Origin of the sequence: Pseudomonas sp. KCJK9058 (assembly GCF_046230975.1) — a bacterium.
GTDB lineage: Bacteria > Pseudomonadota > Gammaproteobacteria > Pseudomonadales > Pseudomonadaceae > Aquipseudomonas > Aquipseudomonas alloputida.
In genome coordinates this window covers 1-22984 of sequence record NZ_JBJJLR010000066.1, presented here as the reverse complement: position 1 = coordinate 22984, position 22984 = coordinate 1, and the positions used below count along the sequence as shown (strand labels likewise).

The following is a 22984-nucleotide window of genomic DNA, read 5'->3' as shown; positions in this document are numbered from 1 at the left end:
GCAGTTACTCGGGAGGGAGGGCCAGGCGCTGGCCAGCCATCAACAGCGACAGCCGCGCCAGGCCAATCCACGGCGAACCTTCAGCCTGCCCTTTGATCTGCGCATCGATTCGCTGGGCATCCTGCAGCAGTTGCGCCCAACGCTGCGCCGAGAGGCGCTGCAGGGCCTTGCTGACCAGCGGTCGGCGTTTGTCCCAGATGGGCGGGCGGGCCTGGCTGAACGCCTTGTCCAATGGCACGCCTTGGCTGAACTGCTGGGCTAGCCCCGCCAGTTGGCGCAGCTCACGGGCCAAGGCCCAGAGGATGACTGGCGGCTCCACACCTTCACCGCGCAAGCCTTCGAGCATGCGCAGGGCATGCGCAGCCTCGCCGTTGAGAATGGCATCGACCAGGCCGAAGACATCGAAGCGGGCGCTGTCGGCGACGGCAGCCTGCACGGTTTCCACGGTGATCTGGCTGCCTTCGGCCAGTAGCTTGAGTTTTTCGATTTCCTGCGCGGCTGCCAGCAGGTTGCCTTCCACGCGCGCGGCAATCAGGTCGACGGCATCACGCTGGGCCGACAGGCCGGCCTGTTGCAGGCGCTGGTTGATCCACTGCGGGAGCTGGTGCACATCCACCGGCCAGATCTGGATGAACTGGCAATGGGCGCCTTCTATCAATGCCTTGCCCCACTTGGTCTTCTGCGCACTGCTGTCGAGCTTGGGCAGGCTGATCAGCAGCAGCGTGTCTTCGGCGGGGTTGGCGCAGTATTCCATCAGGGCGGCGGCACCCTTGTCACCGGGCTTGCCCGAGGGCAGGCGCAGTTCCAGTAGGCGACGCTGGGCGAACAGTGACAGGCTTGCACCGGCCTGGAGCAGGGTGCCCCAGTCGAAGTTGGCGTCGGCACTGAATACCTGGCGTTCATCGAAACCTTGCTGACGCGCGGCATTGCGGATGGCGTCGGCGGCTTCCTGGCACAGCAGCGGGTCGTCGCCGCTGACCACGTAGACCGGTGCCAAGGCGCCTTGCAGGTGCTTGTTGAGTTGGGCGGGGGCAAGTTTCATGGGGAACAGGTGGGGCGCCCGAGGGCGCCCCTCGCGGGCTTAGTTGCCCGGTACTTCCAGTGGCGATTGCTGAGGCGTCTCGGCTTGCTGGCGGCGGGCAGCCTCCAGCGCGGCAGCTTCGGCTTTGGCGCGCTCGTCGGCTTTACGCTGCAACTCATCCAGCTGGGATGGGGACAGCATTTGCAAACGTACGACCATGGCGTTGATCAGGTCGCGGCGCATTTCTTCGCGGGCGCGTTTGGCTTCCTGCTCGGAGCCGGTGATGTTCGAGCCGTCACGCACGTAGACCTTGCGCACCTCCAGCTTGTCGCTCATCAGCTCCAGGTTGTTCAGGCCCAGGATGCTGTAATCCAGCTTGGTGGTCAGCTCGTACTCGGCGGTACGGTTGCCGCTGTTGTAGGTAGCCGAGCGCTCGCGCTCCTGTTCGTTGGTCAGCACCAGGCGATACGGTGCGCCGGCGTGCACGTTGACGCCGCTACGTTCCAGCACTTCACGGAGCTGGACCACGGTCGGGCCATAGGCATTGCGCGCGCTGACGTCCATTTCCTTTACGCTCAGCTCGGTGGAGCCGGTGCCGCGCAGCTGGAAACCGCAGGCGCTGAGCATGACCGCCAGGCCGATTACCAGCAAATTGCGTTTGATCATGTTGTTGCTCCCTTTTGGGCCTGTTCCGCCCACCCGCAGCCAATGCGGGTGGGCGTTTTCATCAGTTGGCGACGATGTTGACCAGCTTGCCCGGTACCACGATGACCTTGCGGATGGTCAGGCCATCGATGAAGCGCAGGACATTCTCGTTGCTGCGGGCAGCGGCTTCGACTTCTTCGCGGCTGGCAGCGGCAGGCATCTCGACCTGGCCGCGCAGCTTACCGTTGACCTGAACCACCAAGGTAATGGAGTCCTGCACCAGCGCCTGTTCGTCGACGCTTGGCCAGGCGGCATCGATCACCGAGCCTGCGTGGCCCAGGTGCTGCCACAGCGCGTGAGAGATGTGCGGAGTGATCGGCGCCAGCAGCAGGGTGACGGCTTCCAGGCCTTCCTGCAGCAGGGCGCGGTCCTGTTCGGTGGCTTGCGGGGCCTTTTCCAGCACGTTCATCACGGTCATCACCTGGGCGATGGCGGTATTGAACTTGTGGAACTGGCCCACATCGGTGCTGGCCTGCTTGATGGCCGCATGAATGGCGCGGCGGATGACCTTTTGCGCGTCGTCCAGGGCGGCAACATCCAGCTTGCCTGGCAGGCCCTGGCTGACGTGAGCCTGAGCCAGGCGCCAGACACGGCGCAGGAAGCGGCTGGCACCTTCGACGCCGGAGTCGGACCATTCCAGGCTCATGTCGGGCGGCGAGGCGAACATCATGAACAGGCGGCAGGTGTCGGCACCGTAGGCTTCGATCATGGACTGTGGGTCGACGCCGTTGTTTTTCGACTTCGACATTTTCTCGGTGCCACCGATTTCCACCGGCAGGCCGTCGGTCTTCAGGCGGGCGCCAATGATCTTGGCTTTGGCATCACGCTCGATTTCGACATCGGCCGGGTTGAACCAGTCCTTGCCGCCGTTGCTGGCAACGCGGTAGTAGGTCTCGGCGACCACCATGCCCTGGGTCAGCAGGTTCTTGAATGGCTCGTTCGAGGTGACCAGGCCTTCGTCACGCATCAGCTTGTGGAAGAAGCGCGCGTACAGCAGGTGCAGGATCGCGTGTTCGATACCACCGATGTACTGATCTACCGGCAGCCAGTGGTTGGCGGCTTTGGGGTCGACCAGGCCTTTGTCGTAGTTTGGCGAGGCGTAGCGGGCGAAGTACCAGGACGACTCGACGAAGGTGTCCATGGTGTCGGTTTCGCGCTTGGCCGCAGCACCGCATTTCGGGCAGCTGCATTCGTAGAATTCAGGCATGCGCGCCAGTGGCGAACCGGCGCCGTCCGGCACCACGTTCTCCGGCAGGGTGACCGGCAGCTGGTCTTCCGGCACCGGGACGTCGCCGCAGGACGGGCAGTGGATGATCGGGATCGGGCAGCCCCAGTAGCGCTGGCGGCTGATACCCCAGTCGCGCAGGCGGAACTGGGTACGCGATTTGCCCAGTTCCTTGCGGATCAGGGCCGCTTCGATGGCGTCGAAGGCGCCAGCAAAGTCCAGGCCGTCGAACTCGGCGGAGTTGATCAGCTGGCCGTGCTCGCCATAGGCGGCCTGCCACTCGCTGCCGACTTCATCGCCAGCGCTGGTGCGCACCACGGCCTTGACCGGCAGGTTGTACTTGTGGGCGAACTCGAAGTCGCGCTCGTCGTGGGCCGGCACGGCCATGACCGCGCCATCACCGTAGTGCATCAGCACGTAGTTGGCGACCCATACTGGCAGCTTCTCGCCAGTCAGCGGGTGCTCGACCAGCAGGGAAGTGGCCATGCCTTTCTTCTCCTGGGTGGCCATGTCGGCTTCGGCAACGCTGCCGCTCTTGCACTCATCGATGAACGCCTGCAGCGCCGGGTTGCCCTGCGCAGCCTGGGTGGCCAGCGGGTGCTCGGCGGCGACGGCGACGTAGGTGGCGCCCATCAGCGTGTCCGGACGGGTGGTGAAGACCTTGAGGGTGCCTTCGTGGCCGATGCTGGCCTGGTCGTACGGGAACTGGACTTCCATGCCGCGCGATTTGCCAATCCAGTTGCGCTGCATGGTCTTGACCTGCTCAGGCCAGCCCGGCAGCTCGTCGAGGCTCTCCAGCAGCTCGTCGGCGTAATCGGTGATGCGGAAGTAGTACATCGGGATTTCGCGCTTCTCGATCAGCGCGCCCGAACGCCAGCCACGGCCGTCGATGACTTGTTCGTTGGCCAGTACGGTCTGGTCCGCCGGGTCCCAGTTCACGGTACCGTTCTTGCGGTAGATGATGCCTTTTTCGAACAGGCGGGTGAACAGCCACTGCTCCCAACGGTAGTAGTCGGGTTTGCAGGTGGTGACTTCACGTGCCCAGTCGATGGCCAGGCCCAGGCTCTTGAGCTGGGTCTTCATGTAGTCGATGTTTTCGTACGTCCACTTGGCCGGGGCGACGTTGTTTTTCATCGCCGCGTTTTCCGCGGGCATGCCGAAAGCGTCCCAGCCCATCGGCTGCAGGACGTTCTTGCCCAGCATGCGCTGGTAGCGGGCAATCACGTCACCGATGGTGTAGTTGCGCACGTGGCCCATGTGTAGCTTGCCGCTCGGGTACGGGAACATCGATAGGCAATAGTAGGTGTCTTTGCCTGGCTGTTCGGTAACAGCGAACGATTGTTGCTCGTCCCAGAACTTCTGGGCGGCGGCTTCGATATCACGGGGCGTGTATTGTTCGTGCATGGCTACTTTTGGCTGAGAGAGAAGAGACCTTGTTCCAGGCAGCGGAACCTCGCTGCGTCCGGCACTCCGGTGTCGTTTAGAGTGAACGCCGTAGCATACAGCAGCGCCGCGCATCGTGGGAAACCTTCGTTGCGAATGGCCGCTGGTCGCGGCGCACGGCTGCTTTTTGCAGCGACGCTAAGCTCAGGTGTGGGGGGAGATATTCTTACCTTCAATGAGGTGAACGGATGGGAGAGACGCAGCTACCCGCAATCAGACCGGAGCTTTACGAGCGCCTGATCGACCGGCTTGGCCTGGCACTGGAAACGGCCAGGACCTCGGTGCGATTGCGCGACGAGATGCCAGCTGAGCTTGAGTTGCGTGGCTTGAGCCACGCAGAGTTCGAAGTGATCAAGGCCTACCTGGATTCCCTCCCGGAGCGCCACAATGCTGCTGTCGGCAGTTACCCACAAGCGGAGCCGACATCGGCCAAGATCATCTGGCTCAAGGACAAGAAACGCCCCGCCAGTACGGCGAGATCCAGGACGCTGCCACATCGCTAGCCGTTCAGGACGCCAGGCGCAGGCTATCGCGCGCCGGTTCTTCACTATCACACAACTCAAGATCGACGCCGGTACGCACTTGTTGACCGGCGTCGATCCTTCTAGGCTGCACGCCTGCCAAGGAGGTGTGGCCGATGCCGATCCGATTCTTCATCAAACAATGGCTGATGCCGCCGGGCGTGCTGTTCTTGCTGCTGCTTGCGGCATGGTGGCTGCGTACGCGGCGGCCGCGGTTGGCGGCGCTTTGCTTTAGCGTAGGGCTGGGTGGCCTGTGGTTGATGAGCCTGCCGCTGGTGGTGCAGGAAACCGCCCGTGTGCTGGAAAGTGAGCCGCCGCTGGCCGTGAGCGACTGGGCCGGCCTGGCGAGCCGGGCGGATGCCATTGTGGTGCTGGGCGCCGGGCGCGAGCGCGGGGACCCGGCCTGGGGTGGCAGTGACCAGCCCACGGCCACGGCACTGGAACGTATGCGCTTTGCCGCGCGGCTGGCCAAGGCCTCGGGCCTGCCAGTGTTGACCAGTGGTGGGTTGCATTACGGCACGCCGCCCAGCGAGGCGAGGCTGATGGCGGAACGCTTGCATGAAGATTTCGCGGTCGAGGTGAAATGGCGCGAAGAGGCCAGCCGCACGACCTGGGAAAATGCTCAGCTCACGGCCAAAGTGCTGCAGCCTCTGGGATTTCGCCGGGTGGTGCTGGTGACCCAGGCCTGGCATATGCAGCGTTCCCGCTGGAGTTTTGAAAAGGCGGGTTTTGAGGTGGTGCCGGCGCCGGTGGGGTTCCTTGGGCGCGATCATGCGCGGCCGTTTGGCGGTCTGCTGCCAGAGAGCCGGGCGATGTGGCAGAGCGGGCAGTTGTTCAATGAAGTGGTGGGGTTGGTGGGGTATCGGGTGTTTTACTGATTCACCGGCTTACATAATCCCCTGTAGGAGCGGGCTTGCCCGCGAAAGGGCCTGCCCTGCCGGCCAATCTCCCCCCGCCGTTCACCGTTGCCGCGACTACCGTATTCGCGGGTAAACCCGCTCCTACAGTGGCCGCGTATCGCCAATCAGACGGTTTTTGCAATACGCCCTGCCAGCAACGCCCAGCCCAGCAGCAATGCACAGACAATTGCCAGCGGCCATGAGCGCCATTGCAGGTAAGGCGTCAGCTGCTGCATCGGCACCACCTCGCCATACAGCACGGCCTGCTGGAACTGCGGAACCTGCGTGGTAATGCGGCCAAACGGGTCGATCAGGGCGGTCACGCCGTTGTTGGTGGCGCGGATCATCCAGCGGCCGGCTTCCAGCGCGCGCATCTGCGCCATCTGCAGGTGCTGCAAGGGGCCGATCGATTTGCCGAACCAGGTGTCGTTGCTGATGGTCAGCAGCAGGTCGCTACGCGCAGCCAGGCCGGCGGCGAACTCGGGGTAGACCACCTCGTAGCAGATGTAAGGCGCAATCTGGTAGCCCTTGGCCTGCAGCAGCGGCTGATCTTCCGGGCCGCGGGCGAAGTCCGACATGGGCAGGTTGAAGAACTCGATGGCCCCACGCAGCACGTCTTGCAGCGGCACATACTCGCCAAATGGCACCAGCTTCTGCTTGAGGTAGGTGCCATCGCCTTCGCCAGTGACGGTGATGCCGTTGTAGTAGCGGCGCTGGTGGTGCACTTCTTCACGCACCGGTACGCCCGTGATCAGTGCCGAATGGCGCTCGGCAGCGAAGCGGCCCATCACGTCGATGTAGCCCTGGGCCTGGTCCTTGAGCACCGGAACGGCGGTTTCCGGCCACACCAGCAGGTCCACCGGCCTGGAACTGAAGCTCAGGTCGCGGTATAGCGCCAGTTGCGCGTCGATGTGCGCGGGGTCCCATTTCAGGTCCTGCTCGACGTTGCCCTGGATCGCTGCCACTTTCAGCGGCTCGCCTGCCGGAATGGTCCAGGCATGGCCCTTGAGCGCCAGTCCCAGCCCCCAGGGGGCCAGCAACAGCACACTGGCCACGGCCAGGAACGAGGGGCGGGTGCGCAGGCGGTGCAGGTTGCACAGCAGGGCGGCGGTGAGGGCGAGGGTGAAGGAAATCAGCCAGACGCCGCCCAGCGGCGCAAGGCCGGCCAACGGGCCGTCCAGTTGGCTATAGCCGGCGTAGAGCCAGGGGAAGCCGGTCAGGAACCAGCCGCGGAAGGCCTCTTGCAGTAACCAGAGGGCGGCGAAGCACAAGGCGTCGGCCAGTGGTGCTTCGTTGCGGCGTAGCCAGCGCGCCCATAGCCAGGTGGGCAGGGCGAAGAACCAGGCCAGTGCGGCGAAGAACGCCAGCAGCAACACGATTGCCAGCAGCGGCGAGGCGCCGCCGTAGGTGTTCATGCTGACGTAGATCCACCAGGTGCCGGCGCCGTACAGGCCAAACCCAAACCACCAGCCACGCCACATGGCCTGACGCGGGCTGAGCTCGCGCAGGCCAAGGTAGAGCACCGCGATGGACAACACCGCCAACGGCCAGATGTCGAACGGCGCCAGGGCCAGGAGGGTGGAAGCACCGGCCGCCAGGGCCAGCAGGTTACCGGGCCAGCCGGGGCGGGTGATCCAACGCATGTTTATCCTTAACGGGTGATCGGGGTCAGGCGCAGCAAGTGTATCCGCCGGCTGTCGGCGTTGAGAATACGGAACTTGTATGACCCGATCTCAGTGGTTTCGTTGCGCTTGGGCAGGTGGCCAAAGGCGCTCATCACCAGGCCGCCGACCGTGTCGAACTCGTCATCGGAGAACTCGCTGTCGAAGAACTCGTTGAAGTTCTCGATCGGGGTAAGCGCTTTGACCAGGAAATCACCGCTGGGCAGTGGTTTGATGTAGCTGTCTTCCTCGACGTCGTGCTCGTCTTCGATATCGCCGACGATCTGTTCCAGCACGTCCTCGATGGTGACCAGGCCCGCCACGCCGCCATATTCGTCGATGACGATGGCCATGTGGTTGTGGTTGGCGCGGAATTCACGCAGCAACACGTTCAGGCGCTTGGACTCGGGTACGAAGGTGGCCGGGCGCAGCAGGTCCTTGATGTTGAAGCTGTCGCCGTTCTCCTTGAGGATCAACGGCAGCAAGTCTTTGGCGAGCAGGATCCCGAGCACATCGTCATGGCTTTCGCCGATTACCGGGTAGCGCGAGTGCGCGGCGTCGATCACCGCCGGCAGGAACTCGCGAGGCGACTGGCCGGCCTTGATGCTGTTCATCTGCGAGCGCGGCACCATGATGTCGCGAACCTGCAGGTCGGCGACCTGAATGGCGCCTTCGACGATGGTCAGCGCTTCGCTGTCCAGCAATTTGTTCTGATGGGCTTCGCGCAGCAGCTCAAGCAGCTCCTGGCGGTTTTTCGGCTCATGGGCAAAAGCCTGGGTCAGTTTACCCAGCCAGGACTTCTGCCCGTTGCTCGATCGATCTTCGCTCATGGCGGTTCTCGTGATCCTTCGTGTATCAGTGTGTGATTGAGTCGGTTTCATCATCGGCATACGGGTCAGGGTGACCCAGTTCTGCCAGCAATTCCCGTTCCAGGCTTTCCATTTCCTCGGCCTCCTCATCTTCGATGTGGTCATAGCCGAGCAAGTGCAGGCAACCGTGGATGACCAGGTGCGCCCAGTGCGCTTCCAGCGATTTGCCTTGTTCGGCCGCTTCGCGCTCGACCACCGCTACACAGATCACCAGGTCGCCCAGCAGCGGGATATCGAGCAGCTCATCGGGCACGTCGGCCGGGAACGACAACACATTGGTCGCGTAGTCCTTGTGCCGGTAGGTGTGGTTCAGCTCCCGGCCTTCGGCTTCGTCGACCAGGCGAATGGTCATTTCCGAGTCGGCGCTGCGCTGGCGCAACGCCAATTCACACCAGCGGCGCAAGGCGGCGTCTTCTGGAGTGGCAGCATCCGTGGCCCGTTGGATATCAAGTTCAAGCATCTTTGCCGGGCGCCTCGGGCTTGGACTGGCGGGCTTCGAAGCGGTCGTAGGCTTCGACGATACGCTGCACCAGTGGGTGACGAACCACATCCTTGGGTTGGAAATGGGTAAAGCTGATCCCCGGAACGTCCTTCAGCACCTCGATGACGTGCGCCAGGCCCGACTTGGTGCCACGGGGCAGGTCGACCTGGGTGATGTCACCGGTGATCACCGCGGTGGAGCCGAAGCCGATGCGGGTCAGGAACATCTTCATCTGCTCGAGCGTGGTGTTCTGGCTTTCGTCGAGGATGATGAAGCTGTTGTTCAGGGTGCGGCCACGCATGTAGGCCAGAGGGGCGATTTCGATCACCTGGCGTTCGATCAGCTTGACCACGTGTTCGAAGCCGAGCATTTCGTACAGGGCGTCGTACAGCGGGCGCAGGTACGGGTCGATTTTCTGTGCCAGGTCGCCAGGCAGGAAACCAAGCTTTTCACCCGCCTCGACCGCCGGGCGCACCAGCAGGATGCGGCGCACCTGTTCGCGCTCCAGCGCGTCCACGGCGCAGGCTACGGCCAGGTAGGTCTTGCCGGTACCGGCCGGGCCGATGCCGAAATTGATGTCGTTGGCCAGGATTTCCTTGACGTAGCGCTGTTGGTTGAGCCCGCGCGGGCGGATATTGCCCTTGCGCGTGCGCAGCGACACGCTGACCTCGTTGACGGCCGGGTTGTCGATGTTTTCGACAGCCGATTCCTGCAGGTACAGGTGCACGGTTTCCGGTGACAGGTCGGTGGCCTTGGTCTCGCGATAGAGACGGCGCAGCAGCTGTTCGGCAGCGGAGGTGGTCCTGGGTTCGCCGATCAGTTCGAACTGATTGCCGCGGTTGCGGATCTCGATGGCCAGGCGCTGTTCGATCAGGCGCAGGTGCTCGTCGAACTGGCCGCACAAGTTGGCGAAACGGTGGGCCTCGAAGGGTTCGAGGATGAAACGATGGGGTTCTATGGGTGCGTTCAAGGTCGTTTTTAGCCGCTCGACGGCGATGGAGTTGAACTCAAGAATAACCCTTGAATGGCAGTGGCGAAAGCACTGAAACGTTCAACGGTATGTACGGGCTGTTCTGGCCTCCCCGCGGGTCAATCCACTCCGGCAAGGCCGGTGGGGATCCTATGGGCGCGGGTTCACCCGTGAACAGGCCAGAACAGGTATCATGCCCACCTTTTCTTACGCATGTGTTATCTGGTCGAACATGAGCAAACGCGAACCCGCCATCTATAAAGTGATCTTCCTGAACCAGGGCCAGGTCTTCGAGATGTACGCCAAGCAGATCTACCAGAGTGACCTGTGGGGCTTTCTGGAAATCGAGGAGTTCGTGTTCGGAGAGCGCTCGCAACTGGTAGTGGACCCGAGTGAGGAGAAGCTCAAGAGCCAGTTCGACGGAGTGGTCCGCAGTTTCGTGCCGATGCACTCGATTGTGCGCATCGATGAGGTGGAGCGCCTGGGCACGGCGAAGATCAGCGAGGCCAAGGGCGGCGGCAATGTGATGCCGTTCCCGATGCCAATGCCGGAAAAGTGACCTTCAGGGAAGCGGCGAGAACGGCGTGCGCCCTTCGGCGTTCTGCAGTTCGAGCAGGTACTTGCGGAAAATCTGGCCGAGCACCTGGGTGGCATGCTCCAGTTCGTCACGGGGCATTTGCTCGGTTACTTCGTCGGCCATGTCCAGCGCATCTTCGGCGCCGTTGACCGCAGCCATTTTCAGCAGGATGTAGGCCTGTACGTTGTTGGCCTTGACCCCTTCGCCATGAAAGAACATGGCACCCAGACGGTATTGGGCGTCGGCTTGGCCTTGCAGCGATGCCTTCTGGAACCAGTCCAGGGCTTTGCCCAGGTTTTTTGGCGTTTGCGTGTAGTAATACTCGCCCAGTTCGAATTGCGCCTGGGCATCCCCCGCAGTCGCCGTCTGCTCGCAGGCCTTGAGGGCGTTTGCCAGGTCTTCAGGCTGAACGTTCAAGGTGCAGCGGCCCGTCGCCGGAATCAGCAACGAGTTACCGCCCTCCGCCAGGGCCAGCAGGGGCTGAAGAAGCAACAGGCAGCCCAGGGTCAGGGCGCGGCCGGTGCGGTTCATGGGGATCGACTTACCTCTGCAAAGCTGCGGCCAATGTCTCTGGTGGCACATTATGGGATAAGCAGCGCCAACCTTACAAAGTTTTACTCGAATTTCTGCTTGGTTGGGGAAGTCAGCTGATTGTGCGTGCGTAATTATTGCCTGTACCGGCCTCTTCGCGGGTGAACCCGCGCCTACAAGGGGGCGTCGCTTTCATGAGTGTAGGCGTGGGTTTGCTCGCGAAGAGGCCGGTACAGGCTGGCCATCACTTCAGGGCAGCGAAGGCTTTCTCAGCCGCATCCAGGGTGATCTGCAGCTCCTTGTCGCCATGGGCGATGGAGGTGAAGCCCGCCTCGAATGCGCTCGGTGCCAGGTACACGCCACCGTCGAGCATCAGGTGGAAGAAGCGCTTGAAGCGCTCGGCATCGCTGGCCATCACGTCTTCGAAGGTGACGATATCGTCGGCGCCGCTGAAGTACAGGCCGAACATGGCACCGGCCTGGGTGGTGACGAATGGCACACCAGCGGCATCGGCGCGTTGCTGCAGGCCGTCAAGCATGCGGCTGGTGTAGTCGGTCAGCTCGGCGTGGAAGCCTGGGCGGCTGATCAGCTTGAGGGTGGTCAGGCCGGCGGCCATGGCCAGCGGATTGCCCGACAGGGTGCCGGCCTGGTAGACCGGGCCGAGCGGGGCGATGCAGCCCATGATTTCACGCTTGCCGCCGAAACAGCCGACCGGCATGCCGCCACCGACGATCTTGCCGAAGGTCGACAGGTCCGGCTTGATGCCGTAATGGCCCTGGGCGCCGCCGAGCGAGACGCGGAAACCGGTCATCACTTCGTCGAAGATCAGCACCACGCCATGCTTGTCGCATTGCTCGCGCAGGCCCTCGAGGAAACCCGGTGCCGGTGGTACGCAGTTCATGTTGCCGGCCACTGGCTCCACGATGATACAGGCCACGGTCTGGCCAACTTCGGCCAGGGTCTTCTCGACGGCGGCGATGTCGTTGAACGGCAGGGTCAGGGTGTGCTTGGCGAAGTCCGCTGGCACGCCTGCCGAACTTGGCACGCCTTGGGTCAGCAAGCCGGAGCCGGCTTTTACCAGCAGGCTGTCGGAGTGGCCGTGGTAGCAGCCTTCGAACTTGATGATGGCATCACGGCCAGTGTAGCCACGTGCCAGTCGGATGGCACTCATGGTGGCTTCAGTGCCCGAGCTGACCATGCGCACCATTTCCATCGACGGTACGATCGAGCAGACCAGGTCGGCCATCTCGGTTTCCATGGCGGTCGGCGCGCCGTAGGACAGGCCGTGCTCCAGCTGCTTGCGTACCGAGTCCAGCACGTCCGGGTGGCCGTGGCCGAGGATCATCGGGCCCCAGGAGCCGACGTAGTCGACGTAGCGTTTGTCGTCCTCGTCAACGACATAGGCGCCTTCGGCATGCTTGAAGAACAGCGGCGTGCCGCCAACGCTCTTGAAAGCGCGGACTGGCGAGTTGACGCCGCCAGGGATGTGCTTCTGGGCTTGGGCGAACAGGGCTTCGGAACGGGACATGGAAGTATCTCTCGAATCAGGATGCGAACAAGGCGTTGAAGGCGCGGGCGCGACGGGTGACTTCCTGCGCGCTGTCGGCACCGAACAAGCCGTGGATCACCGCCAGCAGGTCGGCGCCGTGGGCGACCAACGGGGCGGCGTTGTCGAGGGTGATGCCGCCGATCACGGCGATCGGCAGTTTCACCTGGGCGCGGGCCTGCTCAAGCAGGCCGACGTTGGCAACGGGCGCGCCCGGCTTGGTGACAGAATTGAAAAAGCGGCCAAAGGCCACGTAGCTGGCGCCTTCGCTGGCAGCCTGGGCGGCCAGTTCGAGGCTGGCGTGGCAGGTGGAGCCGATGATTGCCTGACGGCCGAGCAGTGCGCGGGCCGGGGTCAGCGGGCCGTCGGTCTGGCCCAGGTGCACGCCGACACCCAGGCGGGCGGCCAGTTCGGCGTCATCGTTGATCAGCAACTGGGTGCCGTAACGCTCGCAGAGCTTCATCAGCCCTTCGGCTTCACGCAGGCGGCGCGCTGCATCGTCGCTCTTGTCGCGGTACTGCAGCAGACACACGCCGCCTTCCAGGGCCGCCTCGACATGGGACAGGAAACGGCCGGCGAGCAGCTGGCTGTCGGTGATGGCGTACAGACCGCATAGCTTCATTGAAGGCCTCGTATCAGGAGCAGAAGTCCAGGGGCAGGCGGCGCGGCACGTATTGGCCCTTGCCCAGTTGCTCGGCGTCACGCAGGGTGCGCCAGGTGTAGTCCAGGGCGGTGCGCACGGCGCTTTCCAGCTGCTCGCCGAGCGCCAGGCGGCCGGCCAGGGCGCTGGCCAGGGTGCAGCCCGAGCCGTGGTAGCTGCCTGGCAGGCGCTGGCAAGTCCAGGTGAAGTGCTGGCCGTCCTGGGTGTACAGGCGGTTGTGGATTTCGTCTTCGTCGCCGTGACCGCCGGTAATCAGCAGGTGTCTACAGAACGGCAACAGTTTCTCGGCACATTCGTCAGCGGTGCCTTCGGGCAGTTCGGCGAGGATGCGTGCTTCGGGCAGGTTCGGCGTGGCGATGGTCGCCAGCGGCAGCAGGCGTTCGCGCAGGGCATAGCCCACTTCGTCCTTGCCCAGGCGGCCACCGCCACCGGCACGCAGCACCGGGTCGCAGACCAGCGGCAGGTGGGGGTGGGCGGCCAGCAGTTCGGCGACGGTGTCGACCATCTCGATCGAGCCGAGCATGCCCAACTTGACGGCGGCCACCGTGGAGTCGGCCAGCACGGCGTTGGCCTGGGCCAGCACCCACTCGCGGTCGAGCACGCGGAAGTCGGAAACGTTGACGGTATCCTGCACGGTCAGGGCGGTCACTGCAGGTGCAGCGTGGCAGCCTTGGGCGATCAGGGCTTCGATATCTGCCTGCAAGCCGGCGCCGCCACTGGGGTCGTGGCCGGAGAGACAGAGGACAACGGGGCGGGAGCTGTAGGTATTCATGGTCGGCGAGCTTACCACCAAACCTGTTTGGGCGGATCGTCCGACAAACGAGTTTTACTGATCGATCGGTCAGGTTGTCATTTGTTTTTCTATTGAAAGCATTGATTTAGAGCCTTTTCTTTGTGTTTTTATGTGGCCGATTGCCAGGTTGTGAGGCTATGCTAGAGTGCTCGGATAACTCGACAAACGGGTGCTGCAGGATCACGTCGTCTCAAACGGATGGGAGGCTACCGCGACGCGACCGGGCAGGCCATGCTGGGGCTGTATGCGCTATTTGCTGATTGTGCTTATGGGTTTGCTGCCCGTGCTGGCCGGAGCGGTCGATTTCGACGACGCTACCCGGCATCTCCCACTGGGCAAGGCCATGCAGGTTTATGAGGACCCCGATGGCAATGCCAGCATCGCTCAGGTCAGTGCCCCCGGGTTTGCCAAATACTTTCAGCCCCACCGTGAGGATGTGCTGAACGCCGGTTACTCCACCTCGGTGTTCTGGCTCAAGGTCGAGCTGCGCCCCGTTGCCGCGCCCAGCGCAGCCCCGCGGCAATGGCTGCTGGAGCTGGCCTACCCGCCACTGGATCACCTCGAACTGTATTTGCCTGACAGCAGCGGCTTGTACCGCCTGGCGCAGCGCACGGGCGATGCCTTGCCCTACGACAGCCGGCAGATCCGGCAGAACAACTACTTGTTCGAACTGCAACTGCCACCTGGCAAGGTGACCACCGCGTACCTGCGGCTGCAAAGCCAGGGTTCGGTGCAAGCGCCGCTGGCGCTATGGTCCCCTGAAGCCTATCTGGAAGAGCAGCCCACGCGCCTGTATGTGCTGGGGATGATCTACGGCGTGTTGCTGGTGATGCTGGTGTACAACCTGTTCATCTACCTCAGCGTGCGTGACGTCAGCTACCTCTATTACATCCTTTACATCGCTTCGTTCGGTCTTTACCAGGTCTCGGTGAACGGCGCCGGTGTAGCTTATTTCTGGCCAGACAGCCCTTGGTGGGCGAATGCCTCCACGCCATTGTTCATCGGTGCTGCCGGCCTGTTCGGTTGCCAGTTCGCCCGCCACTTCCTGCAATTGGGCAGCATCAACCGTGGTTTCGACCGCCTGTTGCAACTGCTGATGCTGGGTGGCGCGCTGGTCATGGTACTGGCGGTGAGCATGCCCTACGGCATTGCGCTGCGCATGGCGACGCTGCTGGCGCTGCTGTTCACCATAAGCGTCTTCAGCGCCGGCCTGTATGCCTGGTGGCGCGGCTTGCGAGTGGCGCGCTGGTTCATCATCGCCTGGACGGCGTTCCTGCTTGGTGGCCTGGTCAACACCTTGATGGTGCTGGGCTACCTGCCGAACGTGTTCATCACCATGTATGCCAGCCAGCTCGGTTCGGCCTTGGAAGTGGCTTTGCTGTCGCTGGCGCTGGCCGACCGCATCAACAGCCTGCGCGAGCAGCAGGCGCAGACCTTGCGTGACACTGGGCGTACGCTGGAGCAACTGAACCTGCAACTGGCCAGGAGCAATCGCCTGAAGGACGAGTTCCTGGCCAGCGTGACGCATGAACTGCGCACCCCGATGAATGGGGTGATTGGCTCGCTCGAGCTGATGCACACCCTGCCGATGGGGGCTGAAATGGCTCAGTACCATCACACGGCAGTGGGGTCTGCCCAAGGCATGATGGATATGGTCGATGCCATTCTTACCCTGTCCGAATTGCAGGCCGGCCGCCTGCGGGCGCAGCCGGCACCGTTCAGCCTACGCACCCTGTTGCAGGGCTTGCGCGCCGGTTATGCCGGGCAGGCGCTGGGCAAAGGCTTGTACCTGAGCCTGGATATTCCGGCCGACCTGCCGGACGGGTTGCTCGGTGACGGGCAGAAACTGGCGCACTGCCTGGGTTGCCTGGTGGACAACGGTTTGAAGTTCACCCATCAGGGCGGGGTGATGATCCAGGTGCGCGGCCGCCGGGTGGGGCCGGATGATCTGGCGCTGACCTTTACCGTCAGCGACAGCGGTATCGGTTTCGATGATCTGGAGCAGTCGACCCTGTACCAGCGGTTCTTCCAGGTCGACGGTTCGATGACCCGGCGGTATGGCGGTTTGGGGATTGGGTTGTCGATATGCCGGCAGATGGGAGAGTTGCTGGGGGCGAGATTGGCGCATGAGTCGACGCGCGGGTTGGGCAGCCGCTTCGAGTTGAGTTTGAATGTAGCGATTTCGCAGGTGCAGATGAGCCCGAACCTGCTGCAGGTGCGGCGCTCGCTGTAGCGCACACCCTGTAGGCGCGGGCTTGCCCGCGAAAGGGCCGCGCCTGCTGGCCAGTTTCCACCCGCCGTTCACCGTTGCCGCCACCACCGTATTCGCGGGTAAACCCGCTCCTACACATGCACAGGTCGTTGTAGGAGCGGGTTCACCCGCGAAAGGGCCGGGTCTGCTGGCCGATATCCAGCCGCCGTTCACCGTTGCCGCCACCACCGTATTCGCGGGTAAACCCGCTCCTACACATGCACAGGTCGTTGTAGGAGCGGGTTCACCCGCGAAAGGGCCGGGTCTGCTGGCCGATATCCAGCCGCCGTTCACCGTTGCCGCCGCCACCGTATTCGCGGGTAAACCCGCTTCTACGCGCGCGCGCGCCTGCAACCACACGTTTAGTCATTAATACCCCTTTGACTACCCCGCAAGCAGTGCTTCACTGGGTCTCTCAAGCCTACCCGGATCCAGGAGCCCCCCGATGAGCCTGCACCAGTACGCTGAAACCCACGAAGTCACCAACCAGCCGCCGCCGCTCGACGGTGCCAACCTGTACCGCCTCGACCTGCCATTGCAAGAATGGTCAAGGCGTTTTGGCGCGGGCTGGGCCGAGTCGCGGATCGACGCCTATGGTGCCCTGGCCGGCGGCCCGCTGATGCAGGCAGGCTTCCTGGCCAACGCGCACAAACCCGAGTTCAGCAGCCACGACCGCTATGGCCATCGCATCGACCTGGTCGAGTTCCACCCGGCCTACCATGAGCTGATGCGTACCGCCGTCGAACATGGCCTGCCGTCTTTGCCATGGGCCGAACCCCGTGCTGGCGCCCATGTTGCACGGGCGTCGATGACCTACCTGCACAGCCAGGCCGAGGCCGGCACCGGCTGCCCGCTGACCATGACGTTTGCCGCCGTGCCGGCATTGCGCCTGCAGCCTGAGCTGGCTGAATACTGGCTGCCGAAGGTCCTTGCCTGCGAATATGACCCGCGCAACATTGGCGACCGGCACAAGGCCGGGGTCACCCTGGGCATGGCCATGACCGAAAAGCAGGGCGGCACCGATGTGCGCGCCAACACTACCCGGGCCTATCCGGTCGGTGCGCCAGGCCCGGGGCAGGCTTATGAGCTGGTTGGCCACAAGTGGTTCTGCTCGGCGCCGATGTGCGACGCTTTTCTGACCTTGGCGCAAACCGAAAAAGGCCTGAGCTGCTTCCTACTGCCGCGTCACCGCCCCGATGACAACCGCAACCAGTTCTATATCCAGCGCCTGAAGAACAAGCTGGGCAACAGCTCCAACGCCTCCAGCGAAGTGGAGTTCCGCGGTGCGCTGGCATGGATGATTGGCGAAGAGGGACGCGGCGTGCCGACCATCATCGAGATGGTCGCCATGACCCGGTTCGACTGCATGGTCGGCTCCAGCGCACTGATGCGCCAGGCGTTGACGCAGGCGGCCCACCATTGCGCGCATCGCAAGGTCGGCGGGCGGGTGCTCAATGAGCAACCTCTGATGCAGAACGTGCTGGCCGACCTGGCCCTGGAAAGCGAGGCTGCGCTTGCCCTGAGCTTGCGCATGGGTCAGTCGCTGGAGCAACTGGACGACCCGCAGCAGGCGCATTTCGCCCGGCTGGTCACGGCGGTGGGCAAGTACTGGATCTGCAAACGTGCGCCGGCCATGATCAACGAGGCCGCCGAATGCCTGGGTGGCGCGGGTTATGTGGAAGACAGCATTCTGCCACGGCTGTACCGCGAGGCACCGGTCAACTCGACCTGGGAGGGCTCGGGCAACGTGCAGTGCCTGGATGTGCTGCGGGCCTTGTCCAAGGAGCCGGGCGTACTCGATGCACTGTTTGTCGAGCTGGGTGACGGGCATGGCGACCCGCGCCTGGCAGCGCATATCGGCAACCTCAAGGGGGCATTTGCCGACACCGGTGACATGCAGTACCGCGCGCGGCAACTGACCGAGGATATTGCCCTGGCGTTGCAGGCCAAGCTGCTGCTGGAGGCGGGGAATACGGAGGTCAGTGATGCGTTTATCGGCAGCCGCTTGGCCGGTGGTGGCCGGGTGTACGGGGCGCTGCCGCGAGGTGTGGATGTGATGGCATTGGTAACCAGGGCTACGCCTGTCTGGCCGCTGTAGCAGCGGGCTTGCCCGCGAATGCACCCAACACCGATCAATGGGGGTGTATTTAACCAAGAAGGCAGGCAAGATGGATCACATGCATGTCCAGACAGGAAGCACAGTGTGAGCCACGCTTTTGTAGTCGTTGATACCCCCGAACAGGCCGTCGACCGTCTGGCGGCCTTGCATGAACAGGCCACAGGTGCCCTGAGTCAGGCCCTGAAGCGTTACCTGAAGGACCGTACCGAGCCCGATACCGATGAGCGCGACCTGTTCCGCTACCCGGCACTGCGCCTGACCTACTACAGCCATGGCGAAGTCGCCGCCACCACCCGCGCTTATGCCAAGGTCCAGGTTGCCGGCACCTACAGCGTCACCGTCACCCAGCCCGCTGCATTCCGTGGCTACCTGCTGGAGCAACTGCGCCCGCTGATGCATGACTACACCGTTACGGTAGAAGTTGGCGTCAGCGAGCAGAACATCCCTTATCCCTATGTGGTCGACCAGGGCGACGAATTGGCTGGCAGCGGCATTACCGCTGCGCAGTTGGCGCGGGTGTTCCCCAGCACCGACCTGTCGGCGGCCACCGACAACATCGCTGATGGCCTGTACGACTGGGACCATGCTGAAATCATGCCACTGGCATTGTTCGATGCCGCGCGGGTCGACTTCTCGCTGCGCCGCCTGGTGCACTACACCGGCAGCGACTGGCGCCATGTACAGCCGTGGATCCTGCTGACCAACTACCACCGCTATGTCGACCAGTTCATCAGCCATGGCCTGGAACAGCTGCGTGACGACTCGCGCTTCGTGCGTATGGTGCTGCCGGGCAACGTCGTGATCGAAAAGGGCATGGACCATGGCGAAACCCAGGCTCTGGTGGCCAGCGTGGTCTGGCACCGCTTCCAGATGCCGGCCTACCACCTGATCGCCGCCGACGGCAATGGCGTTACCTTGGTCAACATTGGTGTCGGCCCGTCCAACGCCAAGAACATCACCGATCACCTGGCCGTGCTGCGCCCGCATTGCTGGCTGATGATCGGCCACTGCGGCGGCCTGCGGCAGTCGCAGACCATCGGCGACTACGTGCTGGCACACGCCTACATGCGCCGTGACGGCATTCTCGACCGGGTCGTGCCGCCGAATATCCCGATCCCGGCCCTGGCCGAAGTGCAGATGGCCTTGCAGGAGGCTGCCGCACAGGTCACTGGCGAGCGTGGCGAGCAGTTGAAAAAGCGCCTGCGCACCGGCACCGTGCTGACCTACGACGACCGCAACTGGGAGTTGCGCTGGGCCCAGGAACGCCCGCTGATCAACCTGTCGCGTGCCGTGGCGGTGGACATGGAAAGCGGCACCATTGCTGCCCAGGGCTACCGTTTGCGCGTGCCTTACGGCACCTTGCTGTGTGTGTCCGACAAGCCGCTGCACAGCGAGATCAAACTGCCAGGTTCGGCCAACGCCTTCTATAACCGGGCGGTCAGCCAGCACCTGAAGATCGGCATTGCCGCCCTCGACCTGCTGCGCACCGAGCTGAACTCGCTGCACTCGCGTAAACTGCGCAGCTTCGATGAGCCGCCGTTCCGCTGAGGATCCATGTCACTGCCACCCCGTAACAAGCCGCGCCGCCCCCAGGCGCGGCCTGCCGCCGGCCCGCGTCGCCAGGCCAAGGCGCCACCTGCCGAGCCTCGCCTGATCCTGTTCAACAAACCGTTCGACGTGCTGACCCAGTTCAGCGACGGTGAAGGGCGCGCGACGCTCAAGGACTTCATCGACATCCCGGGCGTATACCCGGCCGGGCGGCTGGACCGTGACAGTGAAGGCTTGCTGTTGCTGACCAACGATGGCGGGTTGCAGGCGCGGATTGCCGACCCGAAGCACAAGCTGGCCAAGACCTACTGGGTCCAGGTGGAAGGCGAACCGAGTGACGAGCAGTTGCAGCGTTTGCGCGATGGTGTGGCGCTGAATGATGGGCCGACCTTGCCGGCTGAGGCGCGGCGCCTGGAAGAACCCGAACTGTGGCCGCGCAACCCGCCGGTACGGTTTCGCAAAAGTGTGCCGACCAGCTGGCTGGAGCTGGTGATTCGCGAAGGGCGTAACCGCCAGGTGCGGCGCATGACGGCGGCGGTGGGGCTGCCGACCTTGCGACTGGTGCGCGTGCGCATTGGTGACTGGGCGCTGGATGGGCTGGAGCAGGGTTGCTGGCGGGAGGTCCCTGCCAAGCTTTAGTTCAGGTCAGGGGCCTGTTCGCGGGCACGCCCGCTCCCACAGGGACGGCGCAGTACTTGAAGGCAGCGCCAACGCTGTTGGAGTGGGCGTGACCGCGAATGTCCCCAACATTTTTTATACGCCTTCCAGAAACCCCACCACCACGCTCTTGATGATAAAGGCCAACACCCCAAGCCCCAGCACAAAGAACAGGATCAGCGTGCCGAACTTGCCTGCCTTGGACTTTTTCGCCAGGTCCCAGACGATGAAGCCCATGAACCCGATCAACACGGTGACCAGGATGATCATCATCCATTCTTCGAATACGGCGGGATCCATCGATGTTCTCCAGGCGGGTTGAACGTCCGATTATACGCCGGCTGGCGTGAGCATTTAACGCAGGTGGGTCAATGGCAGCTCGGTGCTGGCCAACACCTGGTTGAGCACGAAGCTCGAACGCACGCTGGTGACGCCTTCGATACGCGTCAGGCTGCCTAGAAGCAGTTTCTGGTAGTGGTCCATGTCCGGCACCACCACTTTCAACTGATAGTCCGCATCCATGCCGGTGACCAGGCTGCATTCGAGCACCTGTGGCAGGTTGCGGATGGCGGCCTCGAATGTTTCAAAGCGTTCCGGGGTGTGGCGGTCCATGCCTATCAACACATAGGCGGTCAGGCTCAGGCCTAGCTTCTTGCGGTCGAGCAGGGCCACCTGGCGCGAAATGTAGCCGTCGTCCTCCAGTTGCTTGACCCGACGCGAGCATGGCGATGGCGACAGGCCGATGCGTTCGGCCAATTCCTGGTTGGAAATGCGCGCATCGCGCTGCAATTCGGCGAGGATGCTCAGGTCGTAGCGGTCAAGTTTGCTCATGGCATTTGCCTTTTCTGTTCGGATTGCTGCGAATTATCAATCCAGGGTGAAAAATTGCGCAAGTGCTATTTATCTGAGCAATCTTCGCAATCCTCTGTCGCAACCCGTCCGGTATCTTTATCACCAGAATCACTGCCCGGACATCAGTCCACGGCGACGCGCCCTAGGCGGGCGGTTGCGGCCAGCCATCCAACAGGATCTGCAGGCCCCCGGGCTACACACCTTCCAGAAGACGGTGTGAGGTGAGCCGGCGCCACAAGTGCCGAGCACGGACGACAATTCCTGAAGGGAGGCCCTGTGGCCTCCCTTTTTTCATGTCGGGAATTTTAATTGGCCTGTGTGGTGGGCGCGGTAGACTGGCGTTGGTTGCAGTTTTTTCTACCGAGAGGAACACCATGACGTCGCGCATCTGGCAGTTGGCAGGTGTTGGTTTGCTGAGTTTGAGCATCAGCCTTGGGGCCTTGGCTGAAGGGCCCGGCGAAGGGCCCGGTGAACGTGGCCAGCAGGTGCAAGGTGAGGGTGGGCCGGGGCGCTCGCTCAACTCGCGCGACGAAGTGCGCCAGACCCAACCGCCGCGCCAGGGGTATTACCAGGACATTCCCCGCCGCCACGGTGATGATCACCACTGGCAAGCCGGTGGCCCGGGGCAACGGCCCGGTGGCGACTGGCACGGGCGCCCGGATGGCCACGGCAATGGCTGGGGGCCTGGGCCGCAGTATCGCCCGGGGCACACGGTGGACCATTTTTCTGACCGCTACTGGAAAGTACCCTACCGGGGGGCTGATTATTTCTACTCGGGGGGTTACTGGTACCGCCCGCACGGGGGCAGTTACATCGTGGTGACCCCGCCGTACGGCGTGCGGGTCAATTACCTGCCGCCTTATGCGCGGGAAGTGTGGTTGGGTGGTGCGCTGTTCTTTCTGGTGGCCGATACCTATTACCAGTACCTGGCAGACAGCCAGGAATATGTGGTGGTCAATCCGCCGGTCGGCGTGCCGTCGCCCGTGCCGGTGGCCCCGGCAAATGGTGGGTATGACGTGGTGGCCTATCCGATGTATGGCCAGGGTCAGGAACAGCAGGAGCAGGACCGCTACCAGTGCCATCGCTGGGCGGTGAGCCAGTCAGGCTTCGACCCGGCGACGGCGACGTACGCACCGGCGGCCACTGTGCTCAGCCACTACCAGCGGGCGCTGGGGGCTTGCTTCAGTGGTCGGGGTTACAGCATCAACTGAATCCTGCACGGAACTGTGTAGGCGCGGGTTTACCCGCGAATACGGTAGCGGCGGCAACGGTGATCGGCAGGTGGAAATTGGCCAGCAGGCCCGGCCCTTTCGCGGGTGAACCCGCTCCTACAACGGCCTGTGCGCGTGTAGGTGCGGGTAAACCCGCGAATACGGTAGCGGCGGCAACGGTGATCGGCAGGTGGAAATTGGCCAGCAGGCCCGGCCCATTCGCGGGTGAACCCGCTCCTACAACGGCCTGTGCACGTGTAGGAGCGGGTTTACCCGCGAATACGGTAGCGGCGGCAACGGTGATCGGCAGGTGGAAATTGACCAGCAGGCCCGGCCCATTCGCGGGTGAACCCGCTCCTACAACGGCCTGTGCCCGTGTAGGCGCGGGGTTACCCGCGAATACGGGAGCGGCCGCAACCGGGGTCGGCCGGGGGGGATTGGGC

22 protein-coding genes are annotated in these 22984 nt (G+C 63.3%); 8 read left to right on the top strand and 14 right to left on the bottom strand.

Annotated elements, in window-relative coordinates:
- Positions 1–4: 4 nt before the first annotated feature.
- The 3 genes from holA to leuS all read right to left on the bottom strand — a co-directional run bounded on the left by holA (position 5) and on the right by leuS (position 4355).
- Positions 5–1042 carry a DNA polymerase III subunit delta gene (gene holA, locus ACK59Z_RS23935; protein WP_003249749.1) on the bottom strand — a complete coding sequence of 346 codons (1038 nt, stop codon included), beginning with the start codon at positions 1040–1042 and terminating at the stop codon, positions 5–7.
- Between the two features lie 39 nt (positions 1043–1081).
- The gene (lptE, locus tag ACK59Z_RS23930) at positions 1082–1687 is read right to left on the bottom strand and encodes an LPS assembly lipoprotein LptE (RefSeq protein WP_003249751.1); all 606 of its coding nucleotides are present in this window, start codon (positions 1685–1687) and stop codon (positions 1082–1084) included.
- Positions 1688–1748: 61 nt separating this feature from the next.
- Positions 1749–4355, bottom strand: coding sequence for a leucine--tRNA ligase (gene leuS, locus ACK59Z_RS23925; RefSeq protein WP_004576918.1), 2607 nt, complete (start codon positions 4353–4355; stop codon positions 1749–1751).
- 227 nt (positions 4356–4582) lie between these two features.
- On the opposite strand from leuS, the gene ACK59Z_RS23920 reads away from it, so the two are divergent.
- Together ACK59Z_RS23920 and ACK59Z_RS23915 are read left to right on the top strand one after the other, a co-directional pair.
- Entirely contained in the window at positions 4583–4897 is a 315-nt protein-coding gene (locus tag ACK59Z_RS23920) for a hypothetical protein (RefSeq protein ID WP_003249755.1), read from the top strand.
- A 134-nt stretch (positions 4898–5031) separates the two neighbouring features.
- Complete coding sequence (locus ACK59Z_RS23915; RefSeq protein ID WP_004576917.1) at positions 5032–5793, top strand: YdcF family protein; 762 nt, start codon at positions 5032–5034, stop codon at positions 5791–5793.
- Positions 5794–5939: 146 nt separating this feature from the next.
- Here ACK59Z_RS23915 and lnt read toward each other — a convergent pair whose 3' ends face one another.
- From lnt to ACK59Z_RS23895, 4 genes are read right to left on the bottom strand one after another with little or no spacing between them, the layout of a single operon-like run.
- Positions 5940–7457 (bottom strand): apolipoprotein N-acyltransferase, encoded by a 1518-nt coding sequence (gene lnt / locus ACK59Z_RS23910; protein ID WP_003249759.1) that lies wholly within the window; start codon positions 7455–7457, stop codon positions 5940–5942.
- 8 nt (positions 7458–7465) lie between these two features.
- The gene (locus ACK59Z_RS23905) at positions 7466–8305 is read right to left on the bottom strand and encodes an HlyC/CorC family transporter (protein WP_003249762.1); all 840 of its coding nucleotides are present in this window, start codon (positions 8303–8305) and stop codon (positions 7466–7468) included.
- A gap of 25 nt (positions 8306–8330) precedes the next feature.
- Positions 8331–8804 carry an rRNA maturation RNase YbeY gene (gene ybeY, locus ACK59Z_RS23900; RefSeq protein ID WP_003249763.1) on the bottom strand — a complete coding sequence of 158 codons (474 nt, stop codon included), beginning with the start codon at positions 8802–8804 and terminating at the stop codon, positions 8331–8333.
- The gene (locus ACK59Z_RS23895) at positions 8797–9795 is read right to left on the bottom strand and encodes a PhoH family protein (protein WP_409293799.1); all 999 of its coding nucleotides are present in this window, start codon (positions 9793–9795) and stop codon (positions 8797–8799) included. The genes ybeY and ACK59Z_RS23895 overlap by 8 nt, the downstream gene beginning before the upstream one ends.
- A gap of 232 nt (positions 9796–10027) precedes the next feature.
- Between ACK59Z_RS23895 and ACK59Z_RS23890 the strand changes: the two genes are divergently transcribed.
- On the top strand, positions 10028–10354 hold the full coding sequence (locus ACK59Z_RS23890) for a DUF1820 family protein (RefSeq protein ID WP_003249769.1): 327 nt from the start codon (positions 10028–10030) through the stop codon (positions 10352–10354).
- A 3-nt stretch (positions 10355–10357) separates the two neighbouring features.
- On the opposite strand, the gene ACK59Z_RS23885 is transcribed toward ACK59Z_RS23890, so the two are convergent.
- The 4 genes from ACK59Z_RS23885 to ACK59Z_RS23870 form a co-directional block, all read right to left on the bottom strand.
- Positions 10358–10903: a tetratricopeptide repeat protein gene (locus ACK59Z_RS23885; RefSeq protein ID WP_004576914.1), complete on the bottom strand. Its 546-nt coding sequence runs from the start codon at positions 10901–10903 to the stop codon at positions 10358–10360.
- A gap of 244 nt (positions 10904–11147) precedes the next feature.
- Entirely contained in the window at positions 11148–12431 is a 1284-nt protein-coding gene (gene hemL, locus ACK59Z_RS23880) for a glutamate-1-semialdehyde 2,1-aminomutase (RefSeq protein ID WP_003249773.1), read from the bottom strand.
- Positions 12432–12447: 16 nt separating this feature from the next.
- Positions 12448–13071 (bottom strand): thiamine phosphate synthase, encoded by a 624-nt coding sequence (gene thiE, locus ACK59Z_RS23875; protein WP_409293797.1) that lies wholly within the window; start codon positions 13069–13071, stop codon positions 12448–12450.
- A gap of 13 nt (positions 13072–13084) precedes the next feature.
- Entirely contained in the window at positions 13085–13882 is a 798-nt protein-coding gene (locus ACK59Z_RS23870) for a hydroxymethylpyrimidine/phosphomethylpyrimidine kinase (RefSeq protein WP_010955404.1), read from the bottom strand.
- 265 nt (positions 13883–14147) lie between these two features.
- Here ACK59Z_RS23870 and ACK59Z_RS23865 point away from each other — a divergent pair, with 265 nt between their 5' ends.
- Complete coding sequence (locus tag ACK59Z_RS23865; RefSeq protein WP_409293795.1) at positions 14148–16136, top strand: sensor histidine kinase; 1989 nt, start codon at positions 14148–14150, stop codon at positions 16134–16136.
- Positions 16137–16398: 262 nt separating this feature from the next.
- Here ACK59Z_RS23865 and ACK59Z_RS23860 read toward each other — a convergent pair whose 3' ends face one another.
- Positions 16399–16524: a diguanylate phosphodiesterase gene (locus ACK59Z_RS23860; RefSeq protein ID WP_219912585.1), complete on the bottom strand. Its 126-nt coding sequence runs from the start codon at positions 16522–16524 to the stop codon at positions 16399–16401.
- A 75-nt stretch (positions 16525–16599) separates the two neighbouring features.
- Between ACK59Z_RS23860 and ACK59Z_RS23855 the strand changes: the two genes are divergently transcribed.
- From ACK59Z_RS23855 to ACK59Z_RS23845, 3 genes are all read left to right on the top strand, one after another.
- Positions 16600–18252, top strand: coding sequence for an acyl-CoA dehydrogenase family protein (locus ACK59Z_RS23855; RefSeq protein WP_409293793.1), 1653 nt, complete (start codon positions 16600–16602; stop codon positions 18250–18252).
- Between the two features lie 105 nt (positions 18253–18357).
- Positions 18358–19821: an AMP nucleosidase gene (gene amn / locus ACK59Z_RS23850; protein ID WP_003249782.1), complete on the top strand. Its 1464-nt coding sequence runs from the start codon at positions 18358–18360 to the stop codon at positions 19819–19821.
- A gap of 6 nt (positions 19822–19827) precedes the next feature.
- A complete protein-coding gene (locus ACK59Z_RS23845; RefSeq protein WP_003249785.1) occupies positions 19828–20460 on the top strand; it encodes a pseudouridine synthase in 633 nt (210 codons plus the stop codon).
- Positions 20461–20574: 114 nt separating this feature from the next.
- Here the strand turns inward: ACK59Z_RS23845 and ACK59Z_RS23840 are convergent, their stop codons facing one another.
- Both ACK59Z_RS23840 and ACK59Z_RS23835 read right to left on the bottom strand, forming a co-directional pair.
- Positions 20575–20778, bottom strand: a complete 204-nt coding sequence (locus ACK59Z_RS23840; RefSeq protein WP_003249787.1) for a DUF2788 domain-containing protein — start codon at positions 20776–20778, stop codon at positions 20575–20577.
- 54 nt (positions 20779–20832) lie between these two features.
- Positions 20833–21309, bottom strand: coding sequence for an Lrp/AsnC family transcriptional regulator (locus tag ACK59Z_RS23835; RefSeq protein WP_003249795.1), 477 nt, complete (start codon positions 21307–21309; stop codon positions 20833–20835).
- Positions 21310–21704: 395 nt separating this feature from the next.
- Between ACK59Z_RS23835 and ACK59Z_RS23830 the strand changes: the two genes are divergently transcribed.
- Complete coding sequence (locus ACK59Z_RS23830; RefSeq protein ID WP_409293791.1) at positions 21705–22541, top strand: DUF6515 family protein; 837 nt, start codon at positions 21705–21707, stop codon at positions 22539–22541.
- Positions 22542–22984: the final 443 nt, after the last annotated feature.

What these genes read in the sequence shown, in the direction of transcription:
- holA (WP_003249749.1), bottom strand. Translation starts at nt 1,042, where the DNA reads ATGAAACTTGCCCCCGCCCAACTCAACAAGCACCTGCAAGGCGCCTTG.
- lptE (WP_003249751.1), bottom strand. Translation starts at nt 1,687, where the DNA reads ATGATCAAACGCAATTTGCTGGTAATCGGCCTGGCGGTCATGCTCAGC.
- leuS (WP_004576918.1), bottom strand. Translation starts at nt 4,355, where the DNA reads ATGCACGAACAATACACGCCCCGTGATATCGAAGCCGCCGCCCAGAAG.
- ACK59Z_RS23920 (WP_003249755.1), top strand. Translation starts at nt 4,583, where the DNA reads ATGGGAGAGACGCAGCTACCCGCAATCAGACCGGAGCTTTACGAGCGC.
- ACK59Z_RS23915 (WP_004576917.1), top strand. Translation starts at nt 5,032, where the DNA reads ATGCCGATCCGATTCTTCATCAAACAATGGCTGATGCCGCCGGGCGTG.
- lnt (WP_003249759.1), bottom strand. Translation starts at nt 7,457, where the DNA reads ATGCGTTGGATCACCCGCCCCGGCTGGCCCGGTAACCTGCTGGCCCTG.
- ACK59Z_RS23905 (WP_003249762.1), bottom strand. Translation starts at nt 8,305, where the DNA reads ATGAGCGAAGATCGATCGAGCAACGGGCAGAAGTCCTGGCTGGGTAAA.
- ybeY (WP_003249763.1), bottom strand. Translation starts at nt 8,804, where the DNA reads ATGCTTGAACTTGATATCCAACGGGCCACGGATGCTGCCACTCCAGAA.
- ACK59Z_RS23890 (WP_003249769.1), top strand. Translation starts at nt 10,028, where the DNA reads ATGAGCAAACGCGAACCCGCCATCTATAAAGTGATCTTCCTGAACCAG.
- ACK59Z_RS23885 (WP_004576914.1), bottom strand. Translation starts at nt 10,903, where the DNA reads ATGAACCGCACCGGCCGCGCCCTGACCCTGGGCTGCCTGTTGCTTCTT.
- hemL (WP_003249773.1), bottom strand. Translation starts at nt 12,431, where the DNA reads ATGTCCCGTTCCGAAGCCCTGTTCGCCCAAGCCCAGAAGCACATCCCT.
- thiE (WP_409293797.1), bottom strand. Translation starts at nt 13,071, where the DNA reads ATGAAGCTATGCGGTCTGTACGCCATCACCGACAGCCAGCTGCTCGCC.
- ACK59Z_RS23870 (WP_010955404.1), bottom strand. Translation starts at nt 13,882, where the DNA reads ATGAATACCTACAGCTCCCGCCCCGTTGTCCTCTGTCTCTCCGGCCAC.
- ACK59Z_RS23865 (WP_409293795.1), top strand. Translation starts at nt 14,148, where the DNA reads ATGCGCTATTTGCTGATTGTGCTTATGGGTTTGCTGCCCGTGCTGGCC.
- ACK59Z_RS23860 (WP_219912585.1), bottom strand. Translation starts at nt 16,524, where the DNA reads ATGACTAAACGTGTGGTTGCAGGCGCGCGCGCGCGTAGAAGCGGGTTT.
- ACK59Z_RS23855 (WP_409293793.1), top strand. Translation starts at nt 16,600, where the DNA reads ATGAGCCTGCACCAGTACGCTGAAACCCACGAAGTCACCAACCAGCCG.
- ACK59Z_RS23845 (WP_003249785.1), top strand. Translation starts at nt 19,828, where the DNA reads ATGTCACTGCCACCCCGTAACAAGCCGCGCCGCCCCCAGGCGCGGCCT.
- ACK59Z_RS23840 (WP_003249787.1), bottom strand. Translation starts at nt 20,778, where the DNA reads ATGGATCCCGCCGTATTCGAAGAATGGATGATGATCATCCTGGTCACC.
- ACK59Z_RS23835 (WP_003249795.1), bottom strand. Translation starts at nt 21,309, where the DNA reads ATGAGCAAACTTGACCGCTACGACCTGAGCATCCTCGCCGAATTGCAG.
- ACK59Z_RS23830 (WP_409293791.1), top strand. Translation starts at nt 21,705, where the DNA reads ATGACGTCGCGCATCTGGCAGTTGGCAGGTGTTGGTTTGCTGAGTTTG.